General features: G+C 65.1%; 18 protein-coding genes. 7 read left to right on the top strand and 11 right to left on the bottom strand.

All coding sequences use genetic code 11. From position 1 onward, the window contains the following. From ACK6AU_RS15665 to gloB, 8 genes are all read right to left on the bottom strand, one after another. Nucleotides 1-465: an XAC2610-related protein gene (locus ACK6AU_RS15665; RefSeq protein ID WP_409299914.1), complete on the bottom strand. Its 465-nt coding sequence runs from the start codon at nt 463-465 to the stop codon at nt 1-3. 56 nt (nt 466-521) lie between these two features. After that, complete coding sequence (locus tag ACK6AU_RS15660) at nt 522-2,132, bottom strand: ABC transporter ATP-binding protein (protein WP_185701226.1); 1,611 nt, start codon at nt 2,130-2,132, stop codon at nt 522-524. A gap of 1 nt (nt 2,133) precedes the next feature. Further along, the gene (locus ACK6AU_RS15655; protein WP_022639046.1) at nt 2,134-3,153 is read right to left on the bottom strand and encodes an ABC transporter permease; all 1,020 of its coding nucleotides are present in this window, start codon (nt 3,151-3,153) and stop codon (nt 2,134-2,136) included. Between the two features lies 1 nt (nt 3,154). After that, the gene (locus ACK6AU_RS15650; protein ID WP_185701225.1) at nt 3,155-4,228 is read right to left on the bottom strand and encodes a microcin C ABC transporter permease YejB; all 1,074 of its coding nucleotides are present in this window, start codon (nt 4,226-4,228) and stop codon (nt 3,155-3,157) included. 1 nt (nt 4,229) lies between these two features. After that, entirely contained in the window at nt 4,230-6,083 is a 1,854-nt protein-coding gene (locus ACK6AU_RS15645) for an extracellular solute-binding protein (RefSeq protein WP_409299911.1), read from the bottom strand. After that, on the bottom strand, nt 6,080-7,909 hold the full coding sequence (locus ACK6AU_RS15640; RefSeq protein WP_409299909.1) for an extracellular solute-binding protein: 1,830 nt from the start codon (nt 7,907-7,909) through the stop codon (nt 6,080-6,082). The genes ACK6AU_RS15645 and ACK6AU_RS15640 overlap by 4 nt, the downstream gene beginning before the upstream one ends. A 192-nt stretch (nt 7,910-8,101) precedes the next feature. After that, a complete protein-coding gene (locus ACK6AU_RS15635) occupies nt 8,102-9,529 on the bottom strand; it encodes a transglycosylase SLT domain-containing protein (protein ID WP_185701222.1) in 1,428 nt (475 codons plus the stop codon). Between the two features lie 99 nt (nt 9,530-9,628). Beyond that, nucleotides 9,629-10,396: a hydroxyacylglutathione hydrolase gene (gene gloB / locus ACK6AU_RS15630; RefSeq protein WP_185701221.1), complete on the bottom strand. Its 768-nt coding sequence runs from the start codon at nt 10,394-10,396 to the stop codon at nt 9,629-9,631. A gap of 65 nt (nt 10,397-10,461) precedes the next feature. Between gloB and ACK6AU_RS15625 the strand changes: the two genes are divergently transcribed. The 5 genes from ACK6AU_RS15625 (at nt 10,462) to ACK6AU_RS15605 (ending at nt 15,660) form a co-directional block, all read left to right on the top strand. After that, on the top strand, nt 10,462-11,220 hold the full coding sequence (locus tag ACK6AU_RS15625; RefSeq protein ID WP_409299906.1) for a class I SAM-dependent methyltransferase: 759 nt from the start codon (nt 10,462-10,464) through the stop codon (nt 11,218-11,220). A 106-nt stretch (nt 11,221-11,326) separates the two neighbouring features. Continuing rightward, nucleotides 11,327-11,776: a ribonuclease HI gene (gene rnhA, locus ACK6AU_RS15620; protein ID WP_185701219.1), complete on the top strand. Its 450-nt coding sequence runs from the start codon at nt 11,327-11,329 to the stop codon at nt 11,774-11,776. A gap of 123 nt (nt 11,777-11,899) precedes the next feature. Further along, nucleotides 11,900-12,646, top strand: a complete 747-nt coding sequence (gene dnaQ / locus ACK6AU_RS15615) for a DNA polymerase III subunit epsilon (protein WP_185701218.1) — start codon at nt 11,900-11,902, stop codon at nt 12,644-12,646. Nucleotides 12,647-12,818: 172 nt separating this feature from the next. Beyond that, entirely contained in the window at nt 12,819-15,074 is a 2,256-nt protein-coding gene (locus ACK6AU_RS15610) for an Orn/Lys/Arg decarboxylase N-terminal domain-containing protein (protein ID WP_409299903.1), read from the top strand. A 13-nt stretch (nt 15,075-15,087) separates the two neighbouring features. Then, complete coding sequence (locus tag ACK6AU_RS15605; RefSeq protein ID WP_185701216.1) at nt 15,088-15,660, top strand: GNAT family N-acetyltransferase; 573 nt, start codon at nt 15,088-15,090, stop codon at nt 15,658-15,660. Here ACK6AU_RS15605 and ACK6AU_RS15600 read toward each other — a convergent pair. Both ACK6AU_RS15600 and ACK6AU_RS15595 read right to left on the bottom strand, forming a co-directional pair. Next, a complete protein-coding gene (locus tag ACK6AU_RS15600; protein ID WP_185701215.1) occupies nt 15,657-16,550 on the bottom strand; it encodes a LysR family transcriptional regulator in 894 nt (297 codons plus the stop codon). The genes ACK6AU_RS15605 and ACK6AU_RS15600 overlap by 4 nt on opposite strands. Before the next feature lie 135 nt (nt 16,551-16,685). Further along, nucleotides 16,686-16,922, bottom strand: coding sequence for a hypothetical protein (locus tag ACK6AU_RS15595; protein ID WP_185701214.1), 237 nt, complete (start codon nt 16,920-16,922; stop codon nt 16,686-16,688). Between the two features lie 177 nt (nt 16,923-17,099). Between ACK6AU_RS15595 and ACK6AU_RS15590 the strand changes: the two genes are divergently transcribed. Beyond that, the gene (locus ACK6AU_RS15590; RefSeq protein WP_185701213.1) at nt 17,100-17,657 is read left to right on the top strand and encodes an NADPH-dependent FMN reductase; all 558 of its coding nucleotides are present in this window, start codon (nt 17,100-17,102) and stop codon (nt 17,655-17,657) included. Between the two features lie 104 nt (nt 17,658-17,761). Further along, on the top strand, nt 17,762-19,045 hold the full coding sequence (locus ACK6AU_RS15585) for an arsenic transporter (RefSeq protein ID WP_185701212.1): 1,284 nt from the start codon (nt 17,762-17,764) through the stop codon (nt 19,043-19,045). Between the two features lie 6 nt (nt 19,046-19,051). Here ACK6AU_RS15585 and ACK6AU_RS15580 read toward each other — a convergent pair whose 3' ends face one another. Then, nucleotides 19,052-20,008 (bottom strand): DUF1853 family protein, encoded by a 957-nt coding sequence (locus ACK6AU_RS15580; protein WP_185701211.1) that lies wholly within the window; start codon nt 20,006-20,008, stop codon nt 19,052-19,054. Between the last annotated feature and the right edge of the window lie 50 nt (nt 20,009-20,058).

Here is a 20,058-nt window from a genome sequence, read left to right as displayed (position 1 = left end):
TCAGGCCCCGGAGCCTGGTTTGAGTCGCGTCAGGCAGCGTCTTGGGATGTTGCCCTGATAGTAGGTACTGACCAGGAATTTCCCGGGCTTGTTGACCTTGAGATTGAGGAATTCATCACCGCAGGCGGGAAATCGCTCGACGAACTCGCCCTGCGTCGGGTCGTAGATGAACACCCGGTGGATCGTGTAAGTACCCATCCCATCATCGACATGCCAGATGGCGAAGTCGCCGGCCCCATCGAAGTTGAAATCGTCGAGCTCGATGTGCAGTGGCTTTTCGGCCTGCACCCGCAGTTCTCTGGATTGGGTGTGACCGTTGCGTTGTACTTCCAGGTTGACCTGCTGGCCATGCAGGGCAAGCGTGACGGTGCTGTGCTTGTCCGGCTGGAAAGTCATCGGTTGGGCCTGGACGCTCATTGCGAAAAGACCGCCCAGGGCCATCATGGTCCATTGTTTGTCATGCATGGATTTGGCATCTCCGGTGATGAGGCAGGGCCTCGTCACCGGTCTCCTGTCAGGGGTTATCCGGCGTTTGCCGGTACCAGGAACGCGGCTTCCAGCAATTGCCGGGTGTAAGGGTGTTGCGGCGCGTCGAAGATCTGCCGGGCGTCGCCTTGTTCCACCACCTGGCCGTGCTTGATCACCATCAGTTGGTGGCTCAGGGCCTTGACCACCGCCAGGTCGTGGCTGATGAACAGGTAGGTCAGGTTGTACTTGCCTTGCAGCCTGCGCAGCAGCTCCACCACCTGGCGCTGGACGGTGCGGTCCAGGGCCGAGGTCGGTTCGTCCAGCAGGATCAGCCGGGGCTTGAGCACCAGGGCCCGGGCGATGGCGATGCGCTGGCGTTGGCCGCCGGAAAACTCGTGGGGGTAGCGGTGGCGGGTCTGCGGGTCCAGGCCCACTTCCTCGAGCGCCGCGATGATCGCCTGTTCTTGTTCCTGCAGGGTGCCAATCCCATGGATGCGCAAGCCCTCGCCAACGATCTGGCTTACGCTCATGCGTGGGCTGAGGCTGCCGAAGGGGTCCTGGAACACCACCTGCATTTCTCGCCGTAGCGGTCGTACCTGTTGCTGGGACAGGCAGTCCAGCTGCCGGCCTTCGAAGCGGATCAGGCCCTGGCTGGCGATCAGCCGCAGGATCGCCAGGCCCAGGGTCGACTTGCCCGAGCCGCTCTCGCCGACGATGCCCAGGGTCTGGCCCTGGGGCAGGCTGAAATGGATGCCGTCCACCGCCTTGAGGTGATCCACGGTGCGGCGCAGCAGGCCCTTCTTGATCGGGAACCAGACCTTGAGGTCATTCACTTCCAGCAGTGGCGCGCCGACCTGGCTGGCGACTGGCAGGCCACTGGGCTCGGCGGCCAGCAGTTCCCGGGTATAGGGATGCTGCGGGGCCCGGAACAGCTCTTCGCAGGGCGCCTGCTCGACGATGCGGCCCTTCTGCATGACGCAGACCCGATGGGCGATGCGCCGCACCAGGTTGAGGTCGTGGCTGATCAGCAGCAGGGCCATGCCCAGGCGCGTCTGCAGTTCCTTGAGCAACTGCAGGATCTTCAACTGCACGGTGACGTCGAGCGCCGTGGTCGGTTCGTCGGCGATCAGCAGTTCCGGCTCGCAGGCCAGGGCCATGGCGATCATCACCCGTTGGCGCTGGCCGCCGGACAGCTCGTGGGGCAGGGCCTTGAGGCGCTTGCGCGGCTCGGGGATGCCCACCAGCTCCAGCAGTTCCAGGGTGCGCCGGGTGGCGACCTTGCCGGTCAGGCCCTTGTGGATCGCCAGCACCTCGTTGATCTGCTTTTCGATGGTGTGCAGCGGGTTCAGCGAGGTCATGGGCTCCTGGAAGATCATGGCGATGCGGTTGCCACGAATGTGCCGGATGCTCTTTTCCTTCAGGGTCAGCAAATCGTGCCCGGCATAGTTGATGCTGCCCGACGGGTGCTGGGCCAGCGGGTAGGGCAACAGGCGCAGGATGGAGTGGGCGGTGACCGACTTGCCCGACCCGCTTTCGCCCACCAGGGCCAGGGTCTCGCCGCGCTTGATGTCGAAACTGAGGCCTTCGACCACGCGCTGGCGCTGTTGGCCGGCGACGAATTCCACCGCCAGGTCGCGGACTTCGATCAGGTTGTCCTGGGTCATGTCATTTCCTCGGGTCGAAGGCATCGCGGGCGGATTCACCGATGAACACCAGCAGGCTGAGCATCAGGGCCAGCACGGCGAAGGCGCTCATGCCCAGCCAGGGCGCCTGCAGGTTGGACTTGCCCTGGGCCACCAGCTCGCCCAGGGATGGTGCGCCGGGAGGCAGGCCGAAGCCGAGGAAGTCCAGGGCGGTGAGGGTGCCGATGGCGCCGGTGAGGATGAACGGCATGAAGGTCATGGTCGAGACCATGGCGTTGGGCAGGATGTGACGGAACATGATGGCGCCGTTCTGCATCCCCAGGGCCCGGGCCGCGCGCACGTATTCCAGGTTGCGCCCGCGCAGGAATTCGGCGCGCACCACGTCCACCAGGCTCATCCAGGAAAACAGCAGCATGATGCCCAGCAGCCACCAGAAGTTGGGCTGCACGAAGCTGGCGAGGATGATCAGCAGGTAAAGCACCGGCAGCCCGGACCACATCTCCAGGAAGCGCTGGCCCGCCAGGTCCACCCAGCCACCGTAGAAACCCTGGAGGGCGCCGGCGGTGACGCCGATGATCGAACTGAGGATGGTCAGGGTCAGGGCGAACAGCACCGACACCCGGAAGCCGTAGATGATCCGCGCCAGGACGTCGCGGCCCTGGTCGTCGGTGCCCAGCAGGTTGTCGCTGGAGGGCGGCGCCGGGGCTGGCACCCGCAGGTCGTAGTTGATGCTCTGGTAGCTGAAGGGAATCGGCGCCCAGAGCACCCAGGCATCCTTCTGCGCCAGCAGTTCGCGGATGTACGGGCTCTTGTAGTTGGCTTCCAGGGGGAATTCGCCGCCGAAGGTGGTTTCCGGGTAGCGCTTGAGCGCCGGGAAATACCAGCCGCCGTCGTAATGCACCACCAGGGGCTTGTCGTTGGCGATCAACTCGGCGCCCAGGCTCAGGACGAACAGCACCAGGAACAGCCACAGCGACCACCAGCCGCGCTTGTTGGCCTTGAAGCGCTCGAAGCGCCGGCGATTGAGGGGGGACAGGTTCATCTCAATGCTCCCGGCTGTCGAAGTCGATGCGTGGGTCGACCAGGGTGTAGGTCAGGTCGCCGATCAGTTTCACCACCAGGCCCAGCAGGGTGAAGATGAACAGCGTGCCGAACACCACCGGGTAGTCGCGGTTGATCGCGGCCTCGAAGCTCATCAGGCCCAGGCCGTCCAGGGAAAAGATCACTTCCACCAGCAAGGACCCGGTGAAGAAGATGCCGATGAAGGCCGACGGGAAGCCGGCGATCACCAGCAGCATGGCGTTGCGGAACACATGGCCATAGAGCACCCGGCGCTGGGTCAGGCCCTTGGCCTTGGCGGTGATCACGTACTGCTTGTTGATCTCGTCGAGGAAGCTGTTCTTGGTCAGCAGGGTCATGGTGGCGAAGTGGCCGATCACCAGGGCCGTGACCGGCAGCGCCAGGTGCCAGAAGTAGTCGAGCACCTGGCGCCCCAGGCTCAGTTGCTCGAAGTCGCTGGAGGTCAGGCCGCGCAGGGGAAACCAGTTGAGGTAGCTGCCACCGGCGAACACCACGATCAGCAGGATGGCGAACAGGAATGCCGGAATCGCGTAGCCGATGATGATCGCCGAGCTGGTCCAGACGTCGAAGTGGCTACCGTGGCGGGTGGCCTTGGCGATCCCCAGGGGGATCGACACCAGGTACATGATCAGGGTGCTCCACAACCCGAGGGAGATCGAGACCGGCATCTTTTCCTTGATCAGGTCCACCACCTTGGCATCGCGGAAGAAACTGTCGCCGAAGTCCAGGGTGGCGTAGTTCTTGATCATGATCCACAGGCGTTCCGGCGCCGACTTGTCGAAGCCGTACATGTGCTCGATTTCCTTGATCAGCGCCGGGTCCAGGCCCTGGGCGCCACGGTAGCTGGATCCGGCCACCGAGACCTCGGCGCCACCGCCGGCGATGCGGCTGGTGGCGCCGTCGAAGCCTTCGAGCTTGGCGATCATCTGCTCCACCGGCCCGCCCGGGGCGGCCTGGATGATCACGAAGTTGATCAGCAGGATGCCCAGCAGGGTCGGGATGATCAGCAACAGGCGGCGAACGATATAGGCCAGCATCTCATTGCACCGCTTCGGCCGCGGCCGCCTGGTTGTCCGGCGCCGGTTCCACGGCGGGCTTGGCATCGGGCTTGATCCACCAGGTATTGACCCCGATGTCGTACTTGGGCGCGACCTGCGGGTGGCCGATGTGGTCCCAGTGGGCCACGCGCCAGGTCTTGATGTGCCAGTTGGGGATCACGTAGTAGCCCCATTGCAGGACCCGGTCCAGGGCCTTGGCATGGGCCACCAGGCTGGCCCGGGAGTCGGCGTTGATCAGGCTCTCCACCAACCGGTCGATGGCCGGGTCCTTGAGGCCGATGTAGTTGCGGCTGCCGGGCTTGTCGGCGCTGCTGGACATCCAGAACTCACGCTGCTCGTTACCCGGGGAGTTGGACTGCGGGAAGCTGCCGACGATCATGTCGAAGTCCCGCGAGCGGACCCGGGTGATGTACTGGGACACGTCCACCCGGCGGATCACCAGGTCGATCCCCAGGTCGGCGAGGTTGCGCTTGAACGGCAGCAGCACGCGCTCGAACTCGGTCTGGGCCAGCAGGAACTCGAGCACCACCGGCTTGCCCTGGGCGTCCACCATCTTGTCGTCGACGATGTGCCAGCCGGCCTCCTGCAGCAGCTGGTAGGCCTGGCGCTGTTGGGCGCGGATCATGCCACTGCCGTCGCACAGGGCCGGGGCGAAGGCCTGGGTGAACACCTGCTCGGGAATCTGCCCGCGCAAAGGTTCGAGGATCGCCAGCTCGTCCGGGCCTGGCAGGCCGGTGGCGGCCATCTCCGAGTTCTCGAAGTAGCTGCGGGTGCGGGTATAGGCGCCGTTGAACAGCTGCTTGTTGCTCCATTCGAAGTCCAGCAGCAGGCTCAGGGCATGGCGCACCCGCACGTCCTGGAACAGCGGGCGCCGGGTGTTGAAGACGAAACCCTGCATGCCGGTGGGGTTGCCGTTGGGGATCTGCTCCTTGATCAGCCGGCCCTGGGCCACGGCCGGGACGTTGTAGGCATTGGCCCAGTTCTTCGCGCTCATTTCCAGCCAGTAGTCGAACTGGCCGGCCTTGAGGGCTTCCAGGGCCACGGTGTTGTCGCGGTAGTAGTCGCTGGTGATGGTGTCGAAGTTGTAGAAGCCACGATTGACCGGCAGGTCGCGGGCCCAGTAGTCCTTGACCCGCTCATAGCGGATCGAGCGTCCGGCCTTGACCTCGGTCACCCGGTAGGGGCCGCTGCCCAGGGGCACTTCGAGGTTGCTCTTGGCGAAGTCGCGGTGTTCCCACCAGTGCTTGGGCAGGATCGTCAGCTGGCCGAGGATCAGCGGCAGCTCGCGGTTGTTGCTGTGCTTGAACTTGAACAGGACCCGCAGCGGGTCTTCGGCGATCACCTGCTCGACATCGGCGTAATAGCCGCGATACAGCGGCGAGCCGGCGCTGGTCAGGGTCTGGAAGCTGAACACCACATCCTCGGCGCGCAGCGGGTGGCCATCGTTGAAGCGTGCCTCGGGCCGCAGGTAGAAACGTACCCAGCTGTTGTCCGGCGCTTTTTCGATCCGCCCGGCCACCAGGCCGTACTCAGTGAAGGGTTCGTCCAGGCTCTGGGCCATCAGGGTGTCGTACACCAGGCCGATGTTGCTCTCCGGCACGCCCTTGCTGATGAACGGGTTGAGGCTGTCGAAGCTGCCGAAACCGGCCATTCGGAAGGTCCCGCCCTTGGGGGCGTCGGGCTTGACGAAGTCGAAGTGCTGGAAACCCGCCGGGTATTTCGGCGCTTCGCCGTAGAGGGTCACGGCATGTTGTGGCGTGGCCTGGGCGCAGCAGGCGATGACGCCGAGCAACACGCCGCTGGTGCGCAGGAGCAGGGCACGCAGGGGCATCATTGGGTGGTCTCCAAGGACTTCAGCCACCAGGCGCCGAGACCCAGGGTATAGGGCGGCGTGGTGACGAAGGCGAACCGGTTACGGTAGGCCAGGCGGTGATAGTTGAGGTACCAGTTGGGAATCATGTAGTGCTGCCACAGTAGCACCCGGTCCAGGGCACGGCCGGCGGCCAGCTGGTCGTCGCGGCTCTGGGCCGCCAGGAGCTGCTCCAGCAGGTGATCGACGATGGGGTTGTCGATGCCCGCATAGTTCTTGCTGCCCTTGACCGCTACCTGGCTGGAGTGGAAGTACTGCCATTGCTCCAGGCCCGGGCTCAGGGTCTGGTTGAGGGTCATGAGGATCATGTCGTAGTCGAACTGGTCCAGGCGCTGCTTGTATTGCGCGCGGTCGACGGTGCGCAGGCGCGCGTCGATGCCGATGCTGGCCAGGTTCTCCACGTAGGGCTGGAGGATGCGCTCCAGGTTGGGGTTGACCAGCATCAGTTCGAACCGCAGCGGTTGCCCGGCACTGTTCTGCAGGCGCTGGCCGTCGAGCTTCCAGCCCGCCTCGCCCAGCAGGCCAAGGGCCCGGCGCAGGGTCTGGCGCGGGATGCCGCGGCCATCGGTACTCGGCAAGCTGAAGGGCTGGGTGAAGAGGCTGGCGGGCAACTGCTCGCGATAGGGTGAAAGCAACAGCCATTCGCGGCCCTGGGGCACGCCCGTGGCGCAGAACTCGCTATTGGGGTAGTAGCTCAGGGCGCGCTGGTAGGCGCCGCTGAACAGCGCGCGGTTGGTCCACTGGAAGTCGAACATCATGCCCAGGGCCTCACGTACCCGCGCATCGGCGAAAGTCGCGCGCCGGGTGTTCATGAACAGGCCCTGGGTCTGGGTGGGGATCTGGTGCGCCACCTGGGCCTTGATCACCTCGCCACGGCGTACCGCCGGGAAGTCGTAGCCGCTGGCCCAGTTCTTGGCCTGGTGCTCGATGTAGATATCGAACTCACCGGCCTTGAAGGCCTCGAACGCCACGTCGCTGTCGCGGTAGAACTCCACTTCGACCCGGTCGAAGTTGGCGAACCCGCGGTTGACCGGCAAGTCCTTGCCCCAATAGTCCTTGACCCGCTCGAACACCAGCTGGCGGCCCGGCTGCACCTGGGTGATGCGATAGGGGCCGCTGCCCAGGGGCGGGGTGAAGGTGGTGGCCTTGAAGTCGCGGTCCTTCCAGTAATGCTGGGGCAATACCGGCATTTCCCCCAGGCGCAGGATCAGCAGCGGGTTGCCGGCGCGCTTGAGCACGAAGCGGATACGCTGCGGGCCGAGGATGTCGACCCGTTGCACTTCCTGCAGGTTGGTGCGGTATTGCGGATGGCCTTCCTTGAGCAGCAGGCGGTAGGAGAACGCCACGTCCCGGGCGGTGATCGGCATGCCGTCGTGGAAGCGGGCCTCGGGGCGCAAGTTGAACACCACCCAGCTGCGATCCTCGCTGTACTCCACCGAGCGGGCGATCAGGCCGTAGCTGGAGGTGGGTTCGTCGCCGGAGGGCGCATAGAGGCCTGTGCCCACCATCAGCGGCTCGTTGAGCTCGTTGACCCCGTATTGCAGGAAGTTCGGCGTGGCCACCGGGCTGGTGCCCTTGAAGGTGTAGGGGTTGAGGGTGTCGAAGGTGCCGAAGGCCATGACCCGCAAGGTGCCGCCCTTGGGCGCGGCGGGGTTGACCCAGTCGAAGTGGGTGAAGCGGGCCGGGTACTTGAGCGTGCCGAACTGCGCATAGCCATGACTCTCGATGAGCGTCGCGCTAGCGGGAAAGCTCAAGGCCAGGCTGATGAGGAGCGGGAGCAGGAGACGCATCGAGTCAGAGATCCGATCCAGGCGGCTTGGGCTATGTGTCCGGTACAGTAACAGCTTGTATCGGCAGGAAAAAGCTCGTTCTGGCGGGACGCGCGGATGGCTCCGGAGCGGGGCGTGTCGGTATTGCCGGGTGCCCAGGGAAGCTCAGGCGCAGGGCTTGCCGGTGCTGGCACCGGCAGGCCCCGTCGGCACTCAGTGCGGCAGGTAGACGGTGAGCGTCTGGCCCGGCTTGAGGGCCTGGCCGGCCCGTGGGTTCCAGCGCTTGAGGTGCTGCATCTCGACGTTGAAACGCTTGGCCACCATGTACAGCGAATCGCCTTGCTTGACCTTGTACTGGGTCGACTTGCGTTTCTCGGTAGCGGCCACGGTGGTCTTCTTGCCGACGGCCTGGCGCGCGTCCTGCAGGACCAGGGTCTGGCCGACCTTGAGGTTCTTGCCGCTGAGCTTGTTCCAGCGCTGCAGGTCCTGGACCCCGACCTTGTTGGCCTTGGCGATCAGCGCCAGGTTGTCGCCGCGCTTGACCCGGTAGACCCGCTTGCGCAGCGAGTCGCGGCCTTCATCGCTGGCGAACGCAGCCTTGAGCGAACGCTTGCTGATCAGTTCCTCGGGTTTCATGGTCGACAGGCTGGTGGTCAGCAACTGAGCCTTGGAGGTCGGCACCAGCAGGTGTTGCGGACCGTCGATGGTGGTGCGCTGCTTGAACGCCGGGTTGAGCTGGAATAGCTCGTCCTCATCGATGTTGGCCACCGCCGCGACCTTGGACAGGTCCATGCGCTGGTTGATCTCCACCACCTGGAAGTAGGGCTCGTTGGCGATGGGGTTGAGGTTGATGCCGTAGGCCTCGGGGGCCAGCACCACCTGGGACAGGGCCAGCAGCTTGGGCACGTAGGCCTGGGTTTCCGATGGCAGCGGCAGGTTCCAGTAGTCGGTGGGCAGCCCCAGCTTCTCGTTGCGCTCGATGGCCCGGCTCACGGTGCCTTCGCCGGCGTTGTAGGCCGCCAGGGCCAGCAGCCAGTCGCCGTTGAACATGTCATGCAGGCGGGTCAGGTAGTCCATGGCCGCGGTGGTCGAGGCGGTGATGTCGCGGCGGCCATCGTAGAAGCGGGTCTGGCGCAGGTTGAAGGAGCGGCCGGTGGCCGGGACGAATTGCCACAGGCCCACGGCATCGGCTCGGGAATAGGCCAGCGGGTTGTAGGCACTTTCGATCACCGGCAGCAGGGCCAGCTCCAGCGGCATGTTGCGCTCTTCAAGACGCTCGACGATGTAGTGGATATAAAGGCTGCCGCGCTCGCTGGCGTTCTGCAGGAAGGACGGATTGCTGGCGAACCACAGGCGTTGTTGTTCGATACGCGGGTTGACGCCCAGGTTTTCTTGCAACTGGAAGCCCTGGCGCATGCGCTCCCAGACGTCCTGGGGTACTTGCGGGCTGGGCTGTTTGCCGAGCCAGATGGGTTTCTGCTTGATGCGGGCGTTGAGATTCGGAGTGTGTGTCGCTTCAGTCTGCGGGACGTGACCGGTGCTTTGGCAGCCCGCAAGAGTCGCCGACACAGCTACCGCGATGGCCTGGGCCAAGCGCGTCAATGCGTCTGAACTGATGGCGTAACGAATAAATGACGACATTGGCTGGAAGTCAGTTCCGGGCAAAAATGTCGGGCGATTCTAGAAAGCACCCGAAGAGCGGTCAACCATTCAGAATTTCTATGCCAATGCCGGGGTCTCTTAGAATTTATCTTTCCAGGCTCTCAACGCCGCAAAGACCGCACTCTGCGACGGGGTATCCCGGCCGTTCCGTTCGTCTGCTTTTTGTTTAACAGATGTTTCACCCGTACGCAGGAATGGGTTGGTCAGCCTCTCCAGGGCCAGGGTCGATGGCAGGGTCATGACGCCTTGCTCACGCATTTGCACTACCTTCTCCAGGCGCTGGGCGATGTCCGGGTTGTCCGGCTCCACGGCCTGGGCGAAGCGCAGGTTGCCCAAGGTGTATTCGTGGGTGCAGTAGACCAGGGTGTCGTCCGGCAGCGCCGCGAGGCGGCCCAGGGACTGGTGCATCTGTTCGGCGGTGCCCTCGAACAGGCGACCGCAACCGGCGGCGAACAGGGTGTCGCCACAGAACAGCAGGCCCCGGTGGTAGTAGGCGATGTGCCCCAGGGTATGGCCGGGCACCGCCAGGACCTGGAAGTCCCAGCCGAGGATGTTGAGCTGGTCTTCGTCGTCCAGGGCCACATCGCGAGCGGGGATCTTCTCCCGGGCCGGGCCATAGACCCTGGCGCCGCTATGCTGTTTCAAGCGCTCGATGCCGCCGACGTGGTCGTGGTGGTGATGGGTCGCCAGGATGTCGCTCAGGCGCCAGTCCGGGTGTTGTTCCAGCCAGGCCAGTACCGGTGCCGCATCCCCCGGGTCGACGACGGCGCAGCGTTGGCTGCGATGATCTTGTAACAACCAGATGTAGTTGTCGGTGAAGGCGGGCAGGGCACTGATCTGTATCATCTTCGGATTCGCCAAGGGGAAAACAATGGCGCATCTTAGAACTTCCTGGCGTGTTGGAGAATGCAATGACCGATAAAGCCTTCGCTCAGGCAGATCCCGACTGGCTGGCCCTGATCAGCACGGCCCGGGACTGGCTGTCCGGGCCGCTGGGGCAATTCCTGCTGGATGAAGAGCGGCGCATGCTCGAAGAGGAGCTGGGACGGTTTTTCGGCGGTTACCTGGTGCACTACGGCCCTTCGGCGCAGACCCCGCCGCCGGCGCCCCAGGTCCAGCGCAACGTTCGCCTGGGAGCGCCGCTGCCGGGGGTGGAGATTGTCTGCGAGGAGCAGGCCTGGCCCCTGAGCGAACATGCTGCCGATGTAGTGGTGCTGCAGCATGGCCTGGATTTCTCGCTGTCGCCCCATGGCTTGCTGCGCGAGGCGGCCAGCAGCGTGCGTCCGGGAGGCCACCTGCTGATCGTCGGGATCAATCCCTGGAGCACCTGGGGCTTGCGCCGGGTATTCGCCCACGACGGCTTGCGCCAGGCCCGTTGTATCGCACCCTCGCGCGTCGGCGACTGGCTCAACCTGCTGGGCTTCGCGCTGGAGAAACGGCGCTTCGGGTGCTATCGTCCGCCGCTTGCTTCGCCAGCATGGCAGGCGCGGCTGGCCGGTTGGGAACGCGGGGCCGGCGAATGGCAGCTATCGGGGGGCGGTTTCTACCTGCTGGTGGCGCGCAAGATCGCCGTGGGCCTGCGCCCGGTACGCCAGGTCCGGCGCGAGCCGGTGGGCAAGCTGGTGCCGCTGCCCATGGCCAAGGTCAACCGGCGCAACAGCGAGCCCTGACCCGCTGCTGCAACCCTCTCTTTATATAGATCGGCCGGGCTTGCCCGGCCTTGGCCCTGTCGGCGGTGGCTGGCGGGGCGATGGCAATTTCTGATGGAAGGCGTGGATGAGCGATAGCGTAGAAATCTTTACCGACGGTGCCTGCAAGGGCAATCCCGGCCCGGGTGGCTGGGGCGCGCTGCTGGTGTGCAAGGGCGTCGAGAAGGAACTCTGGGGGGGAGAGGCCAATACCACCAACAACCGCATGGAGCTGCTGGCGGCGATTCGCGGCCTGCAGGAACTCAAGCGCCAGTGCGACGTACAGCTGATCACCGACTCGCAGTACGTGATGAAGGGCATCACCGAGTGGATGGTCAACTGGAAGAAGCGCGGCTGGAAGACCGCTACCAAGGAGCCAGTGAAGAATGCCGACCTGTGGCAACAGCTGGACGAGCAGGTCAACCGGCATCAGGTCACCTGGAAATGGGTGCGCGGCCATACCGGCCACCATGGCAACGAGCGGGCCGACCAGTTGGCCAACCGTGGCGTGGACGAGGTCCGTGGCAGCAAGGGCTGATGGCTGTCGTCCTGCCGTTCAATGCATTCATGTGCGCTGGGCCGGTCTTGCCGCCCCCGTGCGCAGTCCCCGGGCGGGGCGTGCTAAAATCCCGCTCTTTGCCAGATTGAGAACTGACCACTGATGGCCAACAGATCTATTGTCCTCGATACCGAAACCACCGGTATGCCGGTGACCGACGGCCACCGGATCATTGAAATCGGTGGCGTCGAGTTGATTGGCCGACGCCTGACCGGGCGTCATTTCCACGTCTACCTGCAACCTGATCGCGAGAGCGACGAGGGCGCCATCGGCGTCCATGGCATCACCAACGAATTTTTGGTGGGCAAGCCGCGTTTCGCCGAAGTGGCCGATGAGTTCTTCGAATTCATCAAGGGCGCACAGCTGATCATCCACAACGCGGCGTTCGACGTTGGCTTCATCAACAACGAATTCGCCTTGCTGGGCCAGCATGAGCGGGCGGATATCACCCAGCACTGCAGCATCCTCGATACCTTGCTGATGGCCCGCGAGCGGCACCCGGGCCAACGCAACAGCCTCGACGCCTTGTGCAAGCGCTATGGCGTCGACAACTCCGGCCGTGAGTTGCACGGCGCCCTGCTCGACTCGGAGATCCTCGCCGACGTCTACCTGACCATGACCGGCGGCCAGACCAGCCTGTCCCTGGCCGGCAATGGCGCCGATGGCGGGGCGGGCGAGGGTCGTGCCCAGGCCTCGGCGATCCGGCGCCTGTCGGCCGATCGGCCACGCGGACGGATCATCATGGCCAACGAGGCGGAACTGGCCGAGCACCAGGCCCGCCTGGAAGCCATCGCCAAATCCGCTGGCGGCCCGGCGCTCTGGACTCAACTGCTCGACACCCAGCATTGATCCTGTAGCCGCTGTCGCAGCCTCTCGGGCCCGGCGGCGGCTCCAGCCGGTTGTTGTTCCAGTGCGACGTTTTGTTACAGGGTGTCCCCAGCCGGGGTGACACGCCAGCCGTGCAGCTTCTACCCTGAGTCCATTGGCGGGGCTTACCCGTCGTCTCAGGACTTGTCGCCCCATGTATAAAGACCTGCAGTTCCCGATCCTGATCGTGCACCGTGATATCAAGGCCGACACGGTCGCGGGGGACCGGGTGCGGGGCATCGCCCGGGAGCTGGAAAAGGATGGCTTCAGCATCTTTTCCGCAGTGGACTATGCCGAGGGCCGGTTGGTGGCCTCCACCCATCACGGCCTGGCCTGCATGCTGATCGCCGCCGAGGGGGCGGGGGAGAACACCCACCTGTTGCAGAACATGGTGGAGTTGATTCGCCTGGCCCGGGTCCGGGCGCCGCTGTTGCCGATCTTCGCCCTGGGCGAGCAGGTGACCCTGGAAAACGCCCCCGCCGATGCCATGAGCGAACTCAATCAGTTGCGCGGCATCCTCTACCTGTTCGAAGACACCGTGCCATTCCTGGCCCGGCAAGTGGCCCGCGCCGCCCGGGGTTACCTGGATGGCCTGCTGCCACCCTTCTTCAAGGCCCTGGTACAACACACCGCCGACTCCAACTATTCCTGGCACACCCCGGGTCACGGTGGTGGCGTGGCCTATCGCAAGAGCGCGGTGGGGCAGGCGTTCCACCAGTTCTTCGGCGAGAACACCCTGCGTTCGGACCTGTCGGTATCGGTGCCGGAGCTGGGCTCGCTGCTCGACCATACCGGGCCCCTGGCGGAAGCCGAGGCTCGCGCGGCGCGCAATTTCGGTGCCGACCACACCTTCTTCGTGATCAATGGCACCTCCACGGCCAACAAGATCGTCTGGCATTCCATGGTCGGCCGCGATGACCTGGTGCTGGTGGATCGCAACTGCCACAAATCGGTGCTGCACTCAATCATCATGACCGGGGCGATCCCACTGTACCTGTGCCCGGAGCGCAACGAACTGGGAATCATCGGCCCGATCCCGCTGGGCGAGTTCAGCGTCGAGTCGATCCAGGCCAAGATCGACGCCAGTCCGCTGACCCGTGGCCGGGCGCCCAAGGTCAAGCTGGCGGTGATCACCAACTCCACCTACGACGGCCTGTGCTACAACGCCGAGTTGATCAAGCAGAGCCTGGGCAACAGCGTCGAGGTGCTGCACTTCGACGAGGCCTGGTACGCCTATGCGGCGTTCCACGAGTTTTTCGCTGGGCGCTACGGCATGGGCACCTCGCGTTCGGCCGATAGCCCGCTGGTGTTCACCACCCACTCGACCCACAAGCTGCTGGCCGCCTTCAGCCAGGCGTCGATGATCCATGTGCAGGACGGTGGGGTCCGGCAACTGGATCGTGACCGCTTCAACGAAGCCTTCATGATGCACACCTCCACGTCCCCGCAGTACAGCATCATGGCTTCGCTGGACGTGGCCTCGGCCATGATGGAAGGCCCGGCCGGCCGCTCGCTGCTGCAAGAAATGTTCGACGAGGCCCTGAGCTTCCGCCGCGCCCTGGCCAACCTGCGGCAGAACATCGCCGCCGATGACTGGTGGTTCTCGGTCTGGCAACCGGAGCGGGTCGAGGGCATCGACCAGGTATGCACCGCCGACTGGCTGCTGGAGCCCGAGGGCGAGTGGCACGGCTTTGCCGGTGTCACCGATGACTACGTGTTGCTCGACCCGATCAAGGTGACCCTGGTCATGCCTGGGCTGACCGCGGGAGGGGCCTTGAGCGAGCACGGGATTCCGGCGGCGGTGGTCAGCAAGTTCCTCTGGGAGCGTGGGCTGGTGGTGGAGAAGACCGGCCTGTATTCGTTCCTGGTGCTGTTCTCCATGGGCATTACCAAGGGCAAGTGGAGCACCTTGCTCACCGAGTTGCTGGAGTTCAAGCGCAGCTACGACGCCAACGCCAGCCTGGCCAGTTGCCTGCCCAGCGTCGCCAGCCAGGACCCGCAGCGTTACCAGGGCATGGGCTTGCAAGACCTGTGCGACCAACTGCATGCCTGCTATCGGAGCAATGCCACCGCCAAGCACCTCAAGCGCATGTACACGGTGCTGCCGGAGGTGGCGATGAAACCCGCCGATGCCTATGACCACCTGGTGCGCGGCGATGTCGAGGCGGTGTCGATCGATCAGTTGCAGGGGCGCATCGCTGCCGTGATGCTGGTGCCCTATCCGCCGGGCATCCCATTGATCATGCCCGGCGAGCGCTTTACCGAGTCCACCCGTTCGATCATCGACTACCTGGCGTTCGCCCGGGATTTCGACAGTCGCTTCCCCGGGTTCGTCGCCGATGTGCACGGCCTGCAACATGAGGACCTGGACAACGGACGGCAGTACACCGTCGATTGCGTCCGGGAGTGAAGAGAGAGTGTCCATGCCGCCTGCAATCTGCCCGCCTCAGGGGCTCGCGGTCCGTGTTGCCGATGACGGTTTCGCGGCCTATATCAACGACAGCGACTTCAGTTTCCAGGTCGAAGCCTACGCCGAGGCCGAGCGCGGTGTGGCGGTGGCCAGTTGGCCGTTGCGCCAGGTCGCGCCTTATCGCAAGTGCTACGGCATCGACCCGGAGGAATTCAGCAGCTACCGCGATGCTCCGGACAGCGAGGTCTTCATGGCCTACCTGGATGAGCATCCGGTGGGGCATGTGGTGGTCAGTACCAACTGGAACGGCTATGGCCATATCGATGAACTGGCGGTACATGCCCCGGCGCGGCGCCATGGGGTGGCCAGGGCCCTGCTGGAGGTGGCGCAGTTCTGGAGCCGCAACAAGGGCCTGCCGGGGGTAATGCTGGAAACCCAGAACAACAACCTCGGTGCCTGCCGCTTGTACGAACGTTGCGGCTACGTGGTGGGCGGCGTGGATCACTTGCGCTATCGCGGCATCGACCCGCAGACCGCTGAAACGGCGATCTTCTGGTACCTGCTGTTCGCCGAAGAGCCAGCCTAGCCTGCCAGCAACGCCGTGGCTTGCTCGGCCAGCAACTCCAGCAGGGCATTGAGCAGGGGCGAGCTGTCGCTGCCGTGGCGGCGCAAGGCGTAGAGGGTGACGCCCACGGGTGGCGACAAGGGGCTGATGTCGAGCCCCGAGCCCCGGGCCCCGGCGGCGGTGAACGGGTCGACGATGGCCAGGCCTTCGCCGGCCTCCACCAGGCTGCGCATCATCTGGTAGGTCTGGACCCGGGTCTGGATCACCGGGCTGGGCCGCAGGTTCTGCAACTTGCCGGCCAGGGCCGCGCTCAGCGGGTCGTGTCCCTCCAGGCCCACCATGGCCTGGCCGGCCAGGTCCTGCAGGGACACGTATTTCTGCTTGGCCTGCAGCCAGCCATGGGGCGCCAGCAGGAACAGCTTGCCCTGGGCCAGGGCCTGGCTGTGGATGTCCGGATGTTCGGGGTCATGCAGGCTCAGGCCCAGGTCGCAATGGCGCAACAGCAGGCTGTCGATGATCTCTCGGGTGCTCTGGCATAGGAGGCTGCACGGCGTATCGGCGAAGCGCCGGCGCAGGGCGGCGATGCAGTGGGGCACCAATTGCTGGACCAAGGGGGCGGTGCCGACGATGCGCAGAGGCGGCGCCTGGTGGAACCTCAGGCTGTCGGCCAGGCGTTGCACGGGTTCGAAGGCGTCATAGACCCGGGTGATTGCACCCTGCAGCTCCCGCGCTTCGCGGGTGGCCTGCAAGCGTCCGCGCACACTGGCGAACAACATGAAGCCCAGCTGGCTTTCCGCATCGCGCAGCAGGGCCTCGACTTCGGCCACCGATAGCTGCAGCAATTGGGCGGCGGTGCCCAGGTGAGCGGTTTGCAGGAGCGCCTGAATCACTTCGATATGACGTAAACGCATGCTTGAAATCCATATCCAGCCGGTTAGGGACGCAAGCGTCGAATCCTACCCCAAGTCCGCGCCCGGAATCTGTAGCGGTTGTCGCAGGGGCAGGCCGGGGCGAATGCCCGGCGCGCAAGGAGGGGAGATCGCAGGTCAGGGAGTCACGGGGAAGTCGGGTTCGCGTACCAGGGTCACGTCCAGTTGCACCAGCAGGAAGTTGTTGTCGTCGAGCTTGCGTACCCGGTCACCGATGGCCAGGCGGTAGGTGGTCACGGGTTCCGCGCTGGCCTCGCCATCTTGCGCTGGCATGGATTCCTGGAATTCGTGGACGGAATACACCCGCCCCTCGGCATCTCTTGCATGGAACTGTCCGACAAGTACTTCTGCCATCTTTTTAGAGCCTCTGGAGATAGAACACGCAAATTTCGGTGTTGTAGACCCAGCTGGCGGGGCGGAAGTTTTGCCCAGGGGAAAAAATATTCGAGGGCGCCTGGCGCCGGGGTAGCAGAGTCCGCCTTGGCTCATCTATAACTAGCACTTCCCCCAAGCCAACGGTTGGAAACTCCAATGAGCAATGTCTACAAGGTCGCCGTACTGGTCGGCAGTTTGAGAAAGCAGTCCCTGAACCGCAAGGTTGCCTTGACCCTGGCTGAGCTGGCCCCGGCCAATCTCCAGCTGAACATTGTCGAGATCGGCGACTTGCCGTTCTACAACGAGGACATCGAGGCGACTCCCCCGGCCAGCTACGTGGCGTTCCGCCAACGGATCGTCGAGGCCGATGCGGTGCTGTTCGTGACCCCCGAGTACAACCGCTCGGTGCCGGCGGTGCTGAAGAATGCCATCGACGTCGGTTCGCGCCCCTACGGCAAGAACAACTGGAGCGGCAAGCCGGGAGCGGTGATCAGTGTGTCCCCGGGGGCCATCGGCGGTTTCGGCGCCAACCATCACTTGCGCCAGTCCCTGGTGTTCTTGAATGTGCCATGCATGCAGCAGCCCGAGGCCTACCTGGGCGGCGCCGGTTCCGCATTCGATGAGTCCGGCAAGCTGGCGGAGGCCACCCGGCCATTCCTCCAGGGGTTCATCAACGCCTTCGGCCAGTGGGTCGAGCAACAGAAGCGCACCTGAGTTCCCTCCAGTTCGGCGGTCCCGGCTTGCGAAATGGCGGGACCGTCGCTCCTCAAGCCCTACCCATGGGGCGTTGCCCGCGAGTCATGGATGCCTGCCAAGACATGCTGATTGCCCTAGCGATCTTCCTGCTGACCATCATCCTGGTGATCTGGCAGCCCCGGGGGCTGGGCGTGGGCTGGAGCGCGCTGGGCGGTGCGCTGCTGGCGCTGCTCTGCGGGGCAGTGCAGCTCGCCGATATCCCGGTGGTATGGCAGATCATCTGGAATGCCACCGGCACTTTCGTCGCCTTGATCATCATCAGCCTGTTGCTGGACGAGGCCGGCTTCTTCGCCTGGGCCGCGTTGCACGTGGCGCGCTGGGGGCAGGGCAAGGGCCGGAGGCTGTTTGCCTGGATGGTACTGCTCGGGGCACTGGTCTCGGCGTTGTTCGCCAACGATGGCGCGGCGCTGATCCTGACGCCCATCGTCATCTCCATGCTCCTGGCCTTGCGCTTTTCCAGGGCAGCCACCCTGGCCTTCGTCATGGGCGCCGGGTTCATCGCCGACACCGCGAGCCTGCCGCTGGTGGTGTCGAACCTGGTGAACATCGTTTCCGCCGACTTCTTCGGTATCGGTTTCAACCGCTACGCCGCGGTGATGCTGCCGGTGAACCTGGTAAGCGTCGTCGCCACCCTGGTGGTGTTGCTGTGGTTTTTTCGCCGGGATATTCCCCAGGCCTATGACCCCCGGCAACTGGCCGACCCGGCAAGCGCCATTCACGATCGCGGCACCTTTCTCGCCGGCTGGTGGGTGCTGTCGATCCTGCTGCTGGGCTGCTTCGCCCTGGAACCCCTGGGCATTCCCATCAGCGCCATTTCAGCGGGCTGCGCCTGCCTGTTGTTGAGCGTGGCTGCCCGGGGCCAGAGGATTTCCACGCGCAAGGTGCTCAAGGAGGCCCCGTGGCAGATCGTGCTGTTCTCCCTGGGCATGTACCTGGTGGTGTATGGCTTGCGCAATGCCGGGCTTACCGCGCACCTGGCCGGCTGGCTGGACGCTTTCGCCGCCGGCGGGGTCTGGGGTGCGGCGCTGGGCACCGGGCTGCTGGCAGCCGGCTTGTCGTCGGTGATGAACAATCTGCCGGCGGTGCTGGTCGGCGCCTTGTCCATCGACGCCAGCCAGGCCACGGGCGTGGTCAGGGAGGCGATGGTCTACGCCAACGTGATCGGCAGCGACCTGGGGCCCAAGATTACCCCCATAGGCAGCCTGGCGACCTTGCTCTGGCTGCATGTGCTGGACCGCAAGGGCATTCATGTCGGCTGGGGTTACTACCTGCGGGTCGGGCTCGTGCTGACCCTGCCGGTGTTGCTGGCGACCCTGGCGGCGCTGGCCCTGCGCCTGTTGCTCTGAGGCGGGCTAGGGCTGGGGTACGGCGGGCAGGTCGGGCCACTGGTCGGCTACCAGGAACAGGCGCTCGGCCTCGATCCAGTCGCCTTCGGCGCTCTCTTGCAGGCGCACCAGCAGTTGCGCCGGAGCTTGGGGATCCAGCTCGGCCAGCCATTGCTGCAACTGGGCGGCGCTCCAGGTGTGTTCGCCGGGGTAGCGCGCCGGGGCCAGCCAGGCATGCCGGGGCAGGGGCTGCCAGCGTCCCGGCGGACTCTTGCCGATGAACGCCGGCCAGTCGCGCTGATGCAGCCAGCGCCCGCGCAAGTGCTGCGGATGGGCGCCCAGGGGCGGGTCGGCATGGCCCGGCCAGGGATACAGCAGATAGCCGCCGAGCCACAGGTGGGCGCTGGGTTGGCCGACCTCCAGCGCCGCCAGGGTGGCGTGGCTTTCTTCCCGGGCCGAAAGCGGCAGCTGGTGCGCGGCCAGGTGGGCCAGCTTGCGGTCCAGGCGGTCGTGGCAGCCCGGGCCTAGCCATTGCGCGCTATCGCCGCCGGGCCCTTGCTGCGGGCCGAGGTAGAGCTTGATCGCCAGTTCCAGGTGGTGCACCCCGTCGCGGTCGCGCAGGAGCATGTCCAGCTCGCCCAGGGTATGGCCGTCACGGCGGATCGGCAGGTTGGCCGCCAATAGCTCCACTCCCGGGGCGTGCTGCACGGCGAACTGCCAGAGCCGCTCGTAGTACAGGCCCAGGCGCCGGGTCGGGCTGCGGCTGAGCCACTGGCGCAGTGCGCCGCTGTCCTGGTCCTGCACTTGTAGCCAGTGGGCCAGCCGTTGCGGCTCCAGGGTCCAGTCGCTGCCGGCCAGGGGGTGGCGTTGGGGCCAGGGCGTGGCGCTGAGCATTGGCGGGGCGAGGATCACCCAGGCCAGATCGCGCACTTCGGGCTGGCGTAGCTGGCGGGGGAGGTTGAGCAAATCGGCGAACGGGAGCATGTTGCGAGCATAGACGCAAACCGCGGCGGCTCGCGATAAATACCTGCCAC

The organism is Pseudomonas sp. KCJK8993, assembly GCF_046230915.1.
In the GTDB taxonomy this organism is placed as follows: Bacteria; Pseudomonadota; Gammaproteobacteria; order Pseudomonadales; family Pseudomonadaceae; genus Aquipseudomonas; species Aquipseudomonas piscis.
Note: the sequence above shows the minus strand (reverse complement) of the source record. Positions and strands in the feature narration are given on the sequence as shown.